General features: G+C 48.4%; 13 protein-coding genes and 1 pseudogene. 9 read left to right on the top strand and 5 right to left on the bottom strand.

Translation table 11 applies throughout. The features are described from left to right. Positions 1–231: 231 nt before the first annotated feature. The 3 genes from JK231_RS24385 (at position 232) to JK231_RS24395 (ending at position 2,900) form a co-directional block, all read left to right on the top strand. Positions 232–1,674: an IS1182 family transposase gene (locus JK231_RS24385; protein WP_211729849.1), complete on the top strand. Its 1,443-nt coding sequence runs from the start codon at positions 232–234 to the stop codon at positions 1,672–1,674. Between the two features lie 331 nt (positions 1,675–2,005). After that, positions 2,006–2,443: a GNAT family N-acetyltransferase gene (locus tag JK231_RS24390; protein ID WP_211729825.1), complete on the top strand. Its 438-nt coding sequence runs from the start codon at positions 2,006–2,008 to the stop codon at positions 2,441–2,443. Between the two features lie 166 nt (positions 2,444–2,609). After that, positions 2,610–2,900: a YciI family protein gene (locus JK231_RS24395; RefSeq protein ID WP_211729826.1), complete on the top strand. Its 291-nt coding sequence runs from the start codon at positions 2,610–2,612 to the stop codon at positions 2,898–2,900. A gap of 171 nt (positions 2,901–3,071) precedes the next feature. Here JK231_RS24395 and JK231_RS24400 read toward each other — a convergent pair whose 3' ends face one another. From JK231_RS24400 to JK231_RS24405, 3 genes are all read right to left on the bottom strand, one after another. After that, positions 3,072–3,578, bottom strand: coding sequence for a hypothetical protein (locus JK231_RS24400; protein WP_249221833.1), 507 nt, complete (start codon positions 3,576–3,578; stop codon positions 3,072–3,074). Between the two features lie 68 nt (positions 3,579–3,646). Next, positions 3,647–3,850 (bottom strand): metallophosphoesterase, encoded by a 204-nt coding sequence (locus JK231_RS25810; RefSeq protein ID WP_349291540.1) that lies wholly within the window; start codon positions 3,848–3,850, stop codon positions 3,647–3,649. After that, positions 3,816–4,817, bottom strand: coding sequence for an IS110 family transposase (locus JK231_RS24405; protein ID WP_211729850.1), 1,002 nt, complete (start codon positions 4,815–4,817; stop codon positions 3,816–3,818). Before JK231_RS24405 ends, JK231_RS25810 begins: the two co-directional genes overlap by 35 nt. A 417-nt stretch (positions 4,818–5,234) precedes the next feature. Between JK231_RS24405 and JK231_RS24410 the strand changes: the two genes are divergently transcribed. Beyond that, a complete protein-coding gene (locus JK231_RS24410) occupies positions 5,235–5,450 on the top strand; it encodes a hypothetical protein (protein ID WP_211729827.1) in 216 nt (71 codons plus the stop codon). A gap of 328 nt (positions 5,451–5,778) precedes the next feature. On the opposite strand, the gene JK231_RS24415 is transcribed toward JK231_RS24410, so the two are convergent. Next, positions 5,779–6,567: an IclR family transcriptional regulator gene (locus JK231_RS24415; protein WP_211729828.1), complete on the bottom strand. Its 789-nt coding sequence runs from the start codon at positions 6,565–6,567 to the stop codon at positions 5,779–5,781. A gap of 466 nt (positions 6,568–7,033) precedes the next feature. On the opposite strand from JK231_RS24415, the gene JK231_RS24420 reads away from it, so the two are divergent. From JK231_RS24420 to JK231_RS24440, 5 genes are read left to right on the top strand one after another with little or no spacing between them, the layout of a single operon-like run. Further along, a complete protein-coding gene (locus tag JK231_RS24420) occupies positions 7,034–7,924 on the top strand; it encodes an amino acid ABC transporter substrate-binding protein (protein ID WP_211729829.1) in 891 nt (296 codons plus the stop codon). Positions 7,925–7,972: 48 nt separating this feature from the next. Next, positions 7,973–8,740 (top strand): amino acid ABC transporter permease, encoded by a 768-nt coding sequence (locus tag JK231_RS24425; RefSeq protein WP_211729830.1) that lies wholly within the window; start codon positions 7,973–7,975, stop codon positions 8,738–8,740. Continuing rightward, positions 8,730–9,431, top strand: a complete 702-nt coding sequence (locus tag JK231_RS24430; RefSeq protein ID WP_211729831.1) for an amino acid ABC transporter permease — start codon at positions 8,730–8,732, stop codon at positions 9,429–9,431. Before JK231_RS24425 ends, JK231_RS24430 begins: the two co-directional genes overlap by 11 nt. 17 nt (positions 9,432–9,448) lie before the next feature. After that, on the top strand, positions 9,449–10,198 hold the full coding sequence (locus JK231_RS24435; protein WP_249221835.1) for an amino acid ABC transporter ATP-binding protein: 750 nt from the start codon (positions 9,449–9,451) through the stop codon (positions 10,196–10,198). Between the two features lie 48 nt (positions 10,199–10,246). Further along, on the top strand, positions 10,247–11,287 hold the full coding sequence (locus JK231_RS24440; protein WP_211729833.1) for a type II asparaginase: 1,041 nt from the start codon (positions 10,247–10,249) through the stop codon (positions 11,285–11,287). A gap of 57 nt (positions 11,288–11,344) precedes the next feature. On the opposite strand, the pseudogene pckA reads toward JK231_RS24440, so the two are convergent. After that, positions 11,345–12,969, bottom strand: a pseudogene (gene pckA, locus JK231_RS24445) (phosphoenolpyruvate carboxykinase (ATP)). Positions 12,970–13,094: the final 125 nt, after the last annotated feature.

The raw sequence follows: 13,094 nt of genomic DNA on the forward strand, positions 1-13,094 counted from the left end.
CGCTTACCGCTCATGGGCACCTCTCTTTAAGCCATCTTAAATGACTCTGAGGTGTCTGTTAAACCCATAGCGATTCACGTCCGCTCCTCGCTCAGGCTGTGTGAAAACTCCTGATCACTTTTTGGTCTAAGCGATGGTTTCATATGATCAACCATTCTTGATAAACCCATGCAACGGACTGAATTTTTCATTAAAATTAAAAACATACAAATGAATACTGCGGATACCGACATGGCCAATCACATTCAAGGACAAGGCAGGCTTCAGGTGACATTGCTCCCTGACGCACTGGATGATTTTGTCACTGAAGATAACCCCGTCAGAGTGGTTGATATCTTTGTTGATGGACTAAAGCTCGATTCTCTTGGTTTCAGAAGAGTTGATGCAAAGCGAACCGGACGGCCCGGATATCACCCTGCCACTCTACTGAAATTGTACATTTACGGATATCTCAACCGAATTCAGTCCTCCCGTAGACTTGAAAAAGAGGCCCATCGGAACGTTGAACTGATGTGGTTACTTGAACGATTAACGCCTGATTTCAAAACCATTGCAGACTTCAGAAAAGATAACGGTGAAGGTATCAGGAATGCCTGTCGGGCCTTTATTGGCCTGTGTCGGCAAATGCAAATGTTCACTGATGTCGTTGTAGCCATCGACGGTAGCAAATTTAAAGCAGTAAACAGCAAACCCAATAACTTCACATCTCAGAAAGCCAAAGACCACATTGAGCGCGTTGAGCAAAGTATTACTTATTATTTAAATAAGCTGGATGAAGCCGACAAGAATGCTGAGCCCGATGCAAACGCAAAGTTAACAGCCACTAAACTGGCCTGGCTAAAAAAGCGTTTACGTGAGCTTCAGGAGATCCAACAAGCCGTCGCACAACAGCCAGATAAACAACTCTCTTTAACCGACCCTGACTCCCGGTTAATGAAAACAAATAATATGAATCGGCAAGTTTGCTACAACGTTCAGACAGCTGTGGATACGAAGAATCATTTGATTGTTGCGCATGAAGTCACCAACACAACAGATAACGGGCAACTTGGTTCAGTAGCAACACTGGCTCAGAAAGCTGTTGGCCGGAAGGACATAACAGTACTTGCCGATAAAGGGTATTACAGTCGCAGCGATATTAAAACGGTTCTGGATAGCGGAGCCGTAGCGTTAGTGCCTAAAGGAGATACCTCTGGTGCTGAACGTAAGGGGCTCTATAATCGATCAATGTTCAGATATAACAGGGAAAAAGATGTTTATGTATGCCCAATGGGCAATGAGCTTCAGAATCGTTTTACCTCAATAGAGGACGGACTGGAGCAACAGTTGTACTTTAACAATATTGCCTGTCGCGATTGCAGTCAGCGCTCCAGATGCACTACATCGAAACGTGAACCAAGGCGTATACGGCGTTGGGTTCATGAAGCTGAAATGGAAGAAATGCATGCGAGGCTTGAGTCATTTCCTCAGGCGGTAGTCATGCGAAAGCAAACGGTAGAACATCCGTTTGGGACAATGAAAATGTGGATGGGTGCAACGCACTTTCTGATGCGGAAATTTAAAAATGTCAGTACGGAAATGAGTCTACATATATTGGCTTATAACCTGAAAAGGATGATATCGATATGGGGTACTACAGGATTGATATTTCAGCTTCAGGAACAATACGGCTAACGGTTCCGGCCGTTTTATCCTCCAGTAACAAATATCAGGATCTTTCCCGCAATAAAAACTTCTGATACACCCGAATAAAATCACAGCTTACCTCGTCGACTTAAACAGTATTCTCAAAACACAGATGAGAAATATTGTTAGGCTACTTAAAGCTATGAGTTTTCACACAGCCTGCGCTCATAGCGGACCTTGGCCTGCCGTTAGTCCGCTTTGTGCCAAAAGCGGAAGTTGATCATGCAGCTTAAACCCAACCCATAAAAGACAAAACTCTTGTGATTGCGTTTGATGACTGTATATTTAAACAGCATTTTAATTTATAAGGACATTTTAAATGAATGGCATTTTTGAAGGGCTAAATTTGGAGATCTGCGCAGATCCTAACTCTGAGCAATTGATTCCGATTGAAGAAGGTCTTAACAATTTCAACGATTTAATGACGGGAATGAGTGACCGCCTGCCATTATCTGTATTAATAAAATCAAAGACAAACGGTGAAGTACTAGGGGGAATGCATGGGCGTTCTTCATTGGGTCTGCTTTTTATAGACCTTTTCTATCTTCCACCGGAGTTGCGGAGTAAGGGGATTGGTACAGAAATCCTTTTACACTTCGAGGAGGAAGGAAGAAGAAGGGGCTGTACTGCCGCATTCTTATACACAATTAGCTTCCAGGCCCCTGAATTCTATAAAAAGCACGGTTGGGAAGAATTTGGACGTATCGACTGCAAACCCGAAGGGACAAGCCGTATTTTTATGAAAAAGTCTTTATAAAAGGTCTGCTGTTCGCTCATAGCTGTCCTTGGGTTAGCCGAAGACTGCTGTGTGCCAAAAGCGGAAGTTATTTTTTAGCTTGATTATAACCTCATCATTTTTATGTTAGAAAATGAGAGGGCTTGATTGTTAGAGCTAAAACGTTAATTCAAGGAAAGAGGAAGCCATGCTTTTTGCAATAAGATTCACCGATAACCCAACGGCATTCCAAGTCAGAAAAGAACACTTCAATTCCCATATCGAGTGGTTAAAGCAACATAAGAATATCGTCAAGGCTGCCGGTTCATTACGTCAAAAAGACAGAGACCAACCAGTTGGAGCGCTATGGATAGTCGAAGCTGCTAATGAAGATGAGGCCGAAAAGGTATTTGCGACTGACCCATTTTGGGTATTTGGGCTGAGATCCTCAGTGGAAGTATTATCTTGGAGTCTTGCCTTTGAGGACATGCTTGCCTGAGCTTCCCTTTTTTTGACGCTCAGAAATTTTCGGTAAATTTCCATTAGTCTTAAGGGAAACCGCGAACTTCCGTTAATCGCTCATAGCGGGCATCAACATCCACCCGGACAGCTTTGAGATGGTAGTTATGGCTAATGCCGCAGTTCCCATTTTACGGATAACTATAAATTCTCAGACACAGACATGATGGCTGCTAAGTTTCCCACGCTCATAACGGTGAATCATCAGCATGGGGCTTTCACGCACGGGAGGAACACTTACCGACCCAAACCATAATGGATTGGCAGGGCAGACCGAATCACAGATGTTTGCCGGGATCCCCGCAAAGGTGCCACCAACAGGGCGGTGAACGTGTCCTGAAGAAACCGCCAGCAGCCTGTCCGGGTATCTGCTTATCAGCTCTTCAAACTCACTGAGTCCCCTGCATATCGTTTCATCCAGAGTAGGTATCCCGGAAGGAAAAATGTGATGGTGAAGAAACAGCAGAACCGGAGCATCATCAGTCTCGCCAAGTTGATTTTCCAGCCATCCCATGCGTCCCGAAAGTGACCCATAATTCTGTTCGCTGACGGTTGAGTCCACGCCCGCCAGGCAAATTCCGCCTGCGTTGTGACTGAAGTGCAGCAACTCTCCCTGTGAGTCAGGTAACCAGCGTTCGTTACCCCACGTCTTTCGCATACAGCCTCTATCGTCTGAATTACCAGGTAGTATCAGGGTGGGGTAAGCCTGTTCTTCCAGTTGCGCAGCTATCCGGATGTATCCCTCATCCCAGCACCCTCCGTCAGGTCACCACTCAGAACCATTATGTCCGGCCCCACCGGTTCAAGCCACGACAGCACCTGCTCCAGGCGCTCAAGGTGATCATTATCGGGAGCGGCGTGGATATCTGTTACCTGCGCTATCAGCATGAATACCTTACGATGAGCCGAAACCGGCAGTGAATGCAGCATCAGAACCGAAAATTTTTCCGGAGTTTAGTACGCCATAGCACCAGTGAACCAGCTTTCGCATCACTGCCCCGATTGCCACCATTCTGGGCTTACCCCGTAGTAAAAGCTCTTCATAGAAGCTGCGCATCCTCTTATTACAGCGTCTGGCACAGAGTGCCGCCACATACAATTTTGCCCGCAGCTGAGGTGGTCCGATTTTAGACATCCTGGCTTTACCACGCACGGACGTCCCCGATCGTTTTTCAATGGGCGCCACGCCTATAAAGGCAGCAACCTGGTTTGCTGACTCGAAATCATGGCTCCGCAATACGATCAGCATGTTCATGCCCAGCTGAGGAACCACTGCCGGTATAGAAGTCAGAAGGTCATAGTCTTGTTGCAGCGATTCGTGCGCTTTAATGTGCGTTTTAATCAGCTGCTCAGTGGCTTTCACCTCTTCCCTGAGGATTCTGACCATCCGCAGGCACGAGCTGACAACGTCAGGTGGCGTATGCGTACTCTGGTATTTTTCCAGCCGATTTTCTTCACGTACGGCGTCGCTCAGCAACGCATCACGACGGCGGATAAGCGCGCTGAGATACCGGACTTCATCTGAAGGTGGCAACCAGCGCTGGGGCTTTTTCAGTAATGCATAGCAGTCCAGCGTGTAAGCATCCACTTTGTCCGTTTTAGTCAGAATGCCCATGCCCCGCGCAAAATCCCGGCTGCGGTGAGGGTTAGCCAGTGAAACGTATCCTCCTGCCTCATGCAGAGAAAATGCAAGGCGTTCGTGGTAAACGCCCGTCGCTTCCATAATCAGATGAACGTCACCGGGGCCGCAGTGCTGCAGACGCAGCCAGCGAAAAATATTAGCCGCGGCGGTGCGGACATTTTTTATCTTTTTTGTCCGAACTCGTCCCTTTATGCCGTCATAAAGCATGCAGAGATCAAGGGTGTCTTTACTTACGTCTATGCCTACAGGAAACATCATCATTCTCCTCTTACAGTGACAGTCACGCCTGTTCGCCTTGTAAATACGGAGTCGTGCTCCCGGTAACCGTTCAACAAAATGTGCTGGCGTGAAAGGTGAAACAGAGGTCCATAAGCTGCCAGACCGGATCAGAAATCGTCCTCAGGGAGGGGACTGGCTCACTCTGTTTCGTGTGATGGTAGCTAATCACCACATTATGTTAGATACAAGGGAGGGGGAGGATTTTGCCATATTTAAGCCTGTAACCGGCTCTGCCGGGCTGACGGCGCCATTAGACGTCAGAGTCATCCTTAAGCGTTTCTGGCGCCTCCATGCCGCTGGCGCGACATTCAGGGGCAGGCTGCGTACTGCCCGCCCGTCCGACTAAATCTGAAAGGACAGTGCTGTGAAGAAAACTGAATTGAACCGCGGGACATGAAGAAGGTATTTACCATGGTCGGAGTGGTGATCATGACGATGGCCGCCGGGCTTGAAACCACACAGCTACGTATTGCAGGATTCCTTCGTGAAGAACAGCCCGGAACGGACGAATGCCCGCTTGAGATGAAAACCATGATAGTGAGCAGTGTCAGTACGCAGGAAACGTATCCTGACCGGGAATTTATGCCGCGTCACCGCGCCGTTGATTAAGGGGGTTCTGGCATGAAATGCTATATTCCATGGCCACGTTTTCTGTGAACCTACATGAAACGCATCATATCAATAACGACGATTTGAACGATATTCAATCACGTTGTGCAAGCTGACTGCTCTTTACACTGTCATCCGTGACTGGACGTTTTTGATTCAAATCATCGTGAGCCTGCTGCAAGCTTAACTGTGTAATTCAGTCTGACGGGCTGGATATATAACTGCGTAGGGCTGGTGCTTCTACCGAAATACCGTTCAGGATTAACTAAAGTAGACTCGGTTTTGCAAACGGATCCGGAATTAATCACAATAAAAAAATTAATTATTTCTAAGCTCTGAAAAGCACTCGCGTAATCTTGTCCGCAGTTGCCTGAAGCAGGGTCACAATATTAATCATGTCGTTGAGGCTCTTTCTTACATGCGGTGCAGACACACTGAGGCAGGCTATAACTCTTCCATGAATATCCCTGACAGGCACAGCCACTCCTACCACACCCAGAACAAATTCTGAATCGTTAACGGCGTAGCCGCTTTCCCGGGTTTTGAGTACTTCACGCTTCAGATGGTCAGGATCGATGATGGTATTTGGTGTTACTTGCTCCCAGGGCCCACTCATCAGGTAGGCGTCCAGAAGTTTTTCAGGCATGTCCGCAAGGAAAATTCGGCCGCTTGAGGTGCAGTGAAGGGGCGCTTTATGACCTCGCTCAAAATATAGTGTCAGCGGAGATTTACTGATAGCGCTGTCAACGTAAATTACATCCGAACCTTTAATGACGCCAAGGCTGCATGTTTCATCAGTTTTACGTGCCAGTTCAACCAGAAGGGAGTGAACGGGGCTCTGATATACAGATGAAGCCAGCACGCCCAGTGCCAGCTCAAGCAGGCGCGGCCCGGCCTGGTACTTACCTGACTCAATTCCACTCTCAAGATAACCAAACGTTTCCAGGTTATTGACGAGGCGGTGTGCCGAGGTTTTTGGCAGTTCAAGCTCGGTCATGACCTCTGAAACCGCAAAATTATGCCTTTGAGCAAGTATCTCCAGCGTTTCGAGCGCGCGTTCAGTAGGGGATGTCTCTTTGGCCTTCAAGCCGCTCTGTGGATAATCAGTATCACTCATGATGAATCACTCCATTTCAGGCTAAGCGTCTAAGTCCAGAGACTGCCTGAATCTCTGTTTCTCTTCAGGCCATGGTAGTTTGCAGTAAGCCCAAATCCAGTTCCGTTAATATACCGTATTTGCTCCCGAAAAAAAATATGAATCCATTACGAATAAATAAGGGGGTTATCAATAATTAATAACTAGCATACAGATAAACACGGCGCACCAGAATGGTGCGCAGCTACAGCTGTTATAATGAATGAATTAACCTGATTTCATTGATTAATTTTAGAGTAATGCCCGAAAGGTTCAATATAGACGCTCCATTATGATGCAAACCTACCATCAGAAAAACAACAATACACCTTTAAAATATATATTATCAATTAAATCAATTTATTATGTAACACAAAGAAGTAATGGCACATAAAATGCTTAATCCATTTTACGGGACAAAACGTACCGATTAATGAGGATTAGTTAGATGAAAAAAAGTTTACTGGCACTCACTGTATCCGGGATTGTAATTTCTTCAATTTCAACCCAGTCTTACGCTGAAGGTGTACTGGATAGGATTAAAGAAACAAAGTTAGTCACCATTGGGTACCGGGAATCCTCTGTTCCCTTTTCCTATTTAGGAAATAATCAGCAGCCAGTCGGTTTCACTATCGACCTGTGTGAGCAGGTAGTTAAAGCACTGGCAAAATCCGTCAACGCCCCCTCGCTTAGCGTGAGATATGTGCCGGTTAATTCTGCAAACCGCATTCCTTTGCTTAAAAACGGCACCATTGACATGGAATGCGGCGGGACATCCAGTAGTGCTGAGCGTCTCAAGCAGGTCTCTTTCTCAGTTGCAACTTTTGCCAGTCGCCCACGCTGGCTGGTTAAAACCGATAGTAATATTAAAACTGTTAGCGATCTGAAAGGACAGAGCATCGTGGTGACGCAGGGCTCCAATGCAGTAGCTCTCGCTTTCCAGCTGAATAAGCAGCAGGGCCTTAATGCCCGACTGCAACAGGCTAAAGACCATTCTGAATCCATGATGATGCTGACCCAGGGGCGTGCTGTGGCATTTCTGGAGGATGACATCCTGCTCGCGGCCAAAAAGGCTGATGCTGCCAGACCTTCAGATTTTGAGATGCTGCCGGGCGGATACACCGTGACCTACTACGGCGTCATGCTGCCAAAAGACGACGCACCTTTTAAACGGGTAGTCGATGAAGAACTCAGCAGCCTGATGGCTTCCGGGGAGTTTAAAACTCTCTACAAAAAGTGGTTTGAAAGCCCAATCCCACCGAACAGCATCAATCTGAATGTACCGATGAGTGATGCGCTCAGCGCCCGTGTAGCGCATCCCAGCGATAGCGTTGAATAGTTCCCGGGCTCCTGTATGTACAGGGGCCCCCCTGCCTCAGGAGTTACTATGGATATTCTTTTACAGGCTGCACCGGACGGGGAGCTCTACATCAGCTGGATACTCTCCGGATTACTCTGGACGCTTGCACTGGCAATCTCATCCGCCTGTGTTGCTTTTGTCCTGGGCGTCGTGGTTGGCATCTGTCGAAGCGCGGGCAGTATCATTCTGAACATTGCGGGGCGTATTTACGTGCAGCTTTTCAGGAATATCCCGCTCATCGTTCAGATGTTTCTCGCCTACTTTGTTCTCCCTGACCTGCTTCCCGGCGCACTGGGCAACGCAATTAAGCAGATGGCACCGCCCTGGGGAAGCTTTGTGCCTGCACTGATTTGCCTCAGCCTCTATACCGGTGCGCGTATCGCCGAGCAGGTAAAGGCGGGGCTGACATCTTTACCGCACGGCCAGAAAGAAGCCGCAGAAGCCATTGGCCTGGGTGTAATAGGGCGCTACAAATCGATTCTGCTTCCTCAGGCGCTCAGGATCATTCTTCCCACGCTTACTAGTGAGGCGATGGGTGTATTCAAAAACACGTCGGTGGCGCTGACTATCGGCCTGCTGGAACTTACTGCTCAGGCTCAGCAAATCAGCGAGTTCACCTACGAGACCTTCGCCGCATTTACTGCTTCAACGGTCTGTTACGGTTTGCTGGCCTTTGCTATCTGGATAGTAATGTCATTCGTTGAGCGAAAACTCCACGTGCCCGGATTTTCACTCGAACGCAAAGGGAGCGTGCCTAAAACCGTGCCTGTAGGAGGTAAAAAAAATGCAGCTTGATTTCACAACCGTTTTGGCATCAGTGCCGTTTCTTATCAGCGGCCTGAAATTTACGCTTCAACTGACTGCCACCGCCTTTGCGGGAGGACTGGTTCTGGGAACGTTACTCGCGCTGTGCCGTCACCTTAACGTACCGTTTTTTGGCGGCTTCGCCACCGCCTACGTCACGGTGATGCGTTCCATCCCGCTAATCATGGTGTTGTTCTGGCTCTTTTTCCTGCTGCCGCTGTTTCTGATGTATTTTAACCCGGCGCAGCAGCCGGTGCCGATAGGTCCTGTATATACTGCGTTTATCACCTTCACACTCTTCGAAGCCGCCTATTTCTGCGAGATCATTCGAACAGGCCTTAATTCTGTACATAAAGGCCAGTACGAGGCTGCAGATGCGCTCGCCATGACGCCTTTTCAGGGGTATGCCTGGATTATTCTTCCTCAGGTGTTCAGGGCATCGATGCCGATCATCCTGACCCAGCTCATTATCCTGTTTCAGGATACGTCGCTTGTTTACGTGCTCTCCCTCACCGATTTACTCGGTGCAGCTACAAAGCTCGGGCAACGCGATTCCCGCCTGGCGGAATACTACATCATCGTGGCTGTCGTTTATTTCATCATCAGCTCTCTGGCATCAGAGCTGATTACCTGGTACACGCGCAAGAGAAAGGCTCCGGCCAGAGCTCAGGCCGTGCAATGAACACATTGGAGAAATTTATGACTGAATCCGGTTCTGAAACTATCCTGCGCATAAACGGCCTGGAAAAATTTTATAATGACATTCGCGTTCTTAAGGGCATCACGCTTAACGTCCGGCGCGGAGAAAAAATAGTCATCTGCGGTCCTTCTGGCTCAGGTAAGTCTACCTTTATTCGCTGCATCAACGGACTGGAGTCACATCAGGGAGGGCATATCAGTGTTCATGATCTCCGTAACAACCGCGCCCTGACAAATATCCGGGAAATCCGCAAAAAGGTTGGCATGGTGTTTCAGGGCTTTAATCTTTTTCCACACCTTACCGTGATGAATAACTGCATCATCGGTCCGATGAAAGTTCTGGGTAATTCACGTACCGAGGCAGAAGCTCGTGCAGAACAATTTCTGGAGCGGGTAAAAATTATGCCGCACGCGCATAAATATCCCGGACAGCTTTCCGGTGGCCAGCAGCAGCGTGTTGCCATTGCGCGTGCGCTATGTATGTCACCGGATGTGATGTTATTTGATGAGCCCACTTCGGCACTCGATCCAGAAGTTGTCAAAGAGGTGCTGGATATCATGGTCAGCCTGGCTGAAGAGGGGATGACGATGCTGTGCGTAACCCATGAGATGGGCTTTGCAAAACGTGTGGCTGACAGGATCCTGTTTCTGGATGGAGGTAACATTCTGGTAGACGCTACACCTGCCGAATTTTTTGGGGAAAATTCGCCCCTCCGGGTAAAAGACTTTCTTGGCCAGGTAATGGATTAAGTCTCTGACCTGGCAGCAATACAATAAACTATGTTAATCAGGGGTTTTATGAAATTACGAGTACTGTGTGCATCAGTCGTTATTGCAATGACTGCTTCTGCAATGGCATCAGAGGTCAAACTTCCAAATGTTAAGATTTTCGCCACGGGAGGAACAATTTCTGGAGGATCTGCATCAAAGACTGATACCACCAAATATCAAGATGGGCAGTTTAATGTTGATGCACTTATCAATGCTTTACCCGATATAAAAACTATCGCCAATGTTACTGGAGAACAGGTTGTCAATGTCAGCAGCGAAGATGTGGATTCACCAACGCTACTTAAATTATCAGCGGCGATAAATCGCAGCCTTGAGGATCCAAATATCCAGGGTGCCGTCGTCACTCATGGAACAGATACGCTGGAAGAAACCGCTTTCTTCTTGGACCTTACTGTCAATTCGCAGAAACCAGTTGTGGTAACGGGTTCGATGAGACCAGCCACAGCGATAAGTGCAGACGGGCCAATGAACCTTATGGAAGCAGTTTCTCTTGCCGGGAACAAAAACTCTATGAATCGCGGTGTGTTAGTTGCAATGAACGACCGTATAGGTTCAGCCGCTTTCACTACTAAAACCAACTCTACGACGCCAGACACTTTCAAAGCGACAGAACAGGGTTATCTGGGCACCTTCATTGGTGTTGATCCCAAATTTTATTACCCGCCGGTTAAACCCACTGGTCAGCCTCATTTTAGTATAGATAAAGTCACTTCTCTCCCTCGTGTTGATATTATCTATAGCTATCAGGATTTCGATGATGTGTTGATTAAAGCTTCAATCAGGAATGGCGCAAAAGGAATAGTTATGGATGGTACGGGTAATGGTGATGTGCCTAAGCGTGCAATGAAAACACTCGAAGCAGCGATGAAAAAAGGAATTCCGGTGATATTTGCATCCCGCACAGGATCGGGATATGTAACGTCGCCTAAATCATCTGAAGGTATTGGTTCAGGGTATTACAATGCGCAAAAATCCCGCATTTTGCTTATGCTTTCATTAGCAAATGGTGATGATCTGAATAAAATTAAAACTTACTTTGAAAAGTAAATAAACACGCTTGAATACAATAAAAAACCGGAGAGTGCTCCGGTTTCAACAATTCATTTATAGAGTTAACTGGGGCCCGGATCTAATCAACTTCTCACCTTCTGCGGTATCTGTATACCGCGTGAGGTTTTCCAAAAATAATCCCGCCAGAGCCTGCGCCCTTTTAGTCCAGGCCGCTTCATCCGGATAGCTGCTGCGCGGATCGAGTCTGTCACTTCTGACGCCGTCCACACGTGCGGGCACGGCAAGACCAAATACCGGCAGCGTGCGCGTTTCACACCCATCAAGCGAGCCATCAAGAATGGCGCTGATGATCCTGCGCGTTTCGCGGATGGAGATCCGCTCTCCACTGCCGTTCCAGCCGGTATTCACCAGCCATGCTTCAGATCCGGCTGCGTTCATCCGGTCGCAGAGCACCTCTGCGTACTGAGTCGGATGCAGCATCAGAAACGCCGCGCCATAGCATGCGGAAAAGGTCGGCGTTGGCTGCGTAATACCGCGCTCCGTTCCCGCAAGTTTGGAGGTGAACCCGGAAAGGAAGTGATATTTCATCTGGTCGCGCGTCAGGCGGGATACGGGAGGCAGTATGCCGAACGCATCAGCGGTCAGGAAAATAACCTTCTTCGCATGCCCACCGCGTGAAACCGGCTGCACGATGTTTTCGATGTGGTTGAGCGGGTAGCTCACGCGCGTGTTTTCCGTTTTGCTGCCGTCGCTGTAATCCACGCTTCCATCGGTGCGAACAACCACATTTTCCAGTAGCGCGTTACGGCGGATGGCTTGATAGATTTCTGGCTCAGCGCTTGCTGACAGGTTAATGGTCTTCGCATAGCAGCCGCCTTCATAGTTGAATACGCCTTCTGCATCCCTGCCATGTTCGTCGTCACCGATAAGCTGGCGCTCAGGGTCGGTGGACAGCGTGGTTTTCCCTGTGCCCGACAGGCCGAAGAACAGCGCGACGTCACCTTCTTTGCCCTGATTGGCAGAGCAGTGCATTGATGCAATCCCGACCTGCGGAAGCAGATAGTTCATGACGGAGAAGAGGCCTTTCTTCATTTCTCCCCCGTACCACGTGCCCCCGATGAGCTGAATTTTTTCGGTAAGGTTGAAAGCTACAAAGTTTTCTGAGTTTAGCCCCTGCGCTCTCCAGTCCGGGTTAACGCACTTTGAGGCATTCATCACGATGAAGTCGGGGGTAAACGTCTGCAACGCATGATCATCAGGAATGATGAACATGTTTTTGACAAAGTGTGCCTGCCAGGCGACCTCGGTAATAAAGCGGACTGACAGTCGGGTCGCAGGACTGGCCCCGCACCAGGCATCCACCACATACAGGCGCTTTTCAGACAGCTGTCTGGTCACAAGCCTTTCAGGCTGCTCCAGACTTCCGGCGACAGGGGATGGTTGTCATTTTTACCCTTCGCAGCGTCTGACCACCATAGCGTGTCACGGGTCGCCTCATCGCGCACGATGTACTTATCTTTTGGCGAACGTCCGGTAAAAATACCGGTATCAACGGCTACAGCGCCGTTGTCGGTCAGGATCCCTTTTCCGAAGCCGGAAAGAGCGGGATCCGTTTCATGTTCAAACAGCGTGTCCCAGTCCGGATTGTGAACGATGCCCGGCGCACCCGTAATACCGTAGGAAATCAGGTCTTGTTTAAGCTGAGGCAGAGAGGTCATTTCAGACTCCGAAAGTTTCAACGTTCAGACTGAAGTTACGGCAGCATCAGTGCAGGGTACACGGTTAACCGCAACGTCACGACATGGTCAGAAAACTGACCGTAAGGGTGTAAAAAAAGCCACCT

It is taken from the genome of Pantoea sp. JGM49, from assembly GCF_018257655.1.
In the GTDB taxonomy this organism is placed as follows: domain Bacteria; phylum Pseudomonadota; class Gammaproteobacteria; order Enterobacterales; family Enterobacteriaceae; genus Pantoea; species Pantoea communis.

Excerpts from the sequence above, each read along its gene's own strand:
- JK231_RS25810 (WP_349291540.1), bottom strand. The coding sequence starts at position 3,850 with ATGCTGCATTCACTGCCGGTTTCGGCTCATCGTAAGGTATTCATGCTG.
- JK231_RS24440 (WP_211729833.1), top strand. The coding sequence starts at position 10,247 with ATGAAATTACGAGTACTGTGTGCATCAGTCGTTATTGCAATGACTGCT.
- JK231_RS24385 (WP_211729849.1), top strand. The coding sequence starts at position 232 with ATGGCCAATCACATTCAAGGACAAGGCAGGCTTCAGGTGACATTGCTC.
- JK231_RS24425 (WP_211729830.1), top strand. The coding sequence starts at position 7,973 with ATGGATATTCTTTTACAGGCTGCACCGGACGGGGAGCTCTACATCAGC.
- JK231_RS24435 (WP_249221835.1), top strand. The coding sequence starts at position 9,449 with ATGACTGAATCCGGTTCTGAAACTATCCTGCGCATAAACGGCCTGGAA.
- JK231_RS24390 (WP_211729825.1), top strand. The coding sequence starts at position 2,006 with ATGAATGGCATTTTTGAAGGGCTAAATTTGGAGATCTGCGCAGATCCT.
- JK231_RS24415 (WP_211729828.1), bottom strand. The coding sequence starts at position 6,567 with ATGAGTGATACTGATTATCCACAGAGCGGCTTGAAGGCCAAAGAGACA.
- JK231_RS24420 (WP_211729829.1), top strand. The coding sequence starts at position 7,034 with ATGAAAAAAAGTTTACTGGCACTCACTGTATCCGGGATTGTAATTTCT.
- JK231_RS24430 (WP_211729831.1), top strand. The coding sequence starts at position 8,730 with ATGCAGCTTGATTTCACAACCGTTTTGGCATCAGTGCCGTTTCTTATC.
- JK231_RS24395 (WP_211729826.1), top strand. The coding sequence starts at position 2,610 with ATGCTTTTTGCAATAAGATTCACCGATAACCCAACGGCATTCCAAGTC.
- JK231_RS24400 (WP_249221833.1), bottom strand. The coding sequence starts at position 3,578 with ATGCGAAAGACGTGGGGTAACGAACGCTGGTTACCTGACTCACAGGGA.
- JK231_RS24405 (WP_211729850.1), bottom strand. The coding sequence starts at position 4,817 with ATGTTTCCTGTAGGCATAGACGTAAGTAAAGACACCCTTGATCTCTGC.
- JK231_RS24410 (WP_211729827.1), top strand. The coding sequence starts at position 5,235 with ATGAAGAAGGTATTTACCATGGTCGGAGTGGTGATCATGACGATGGCC.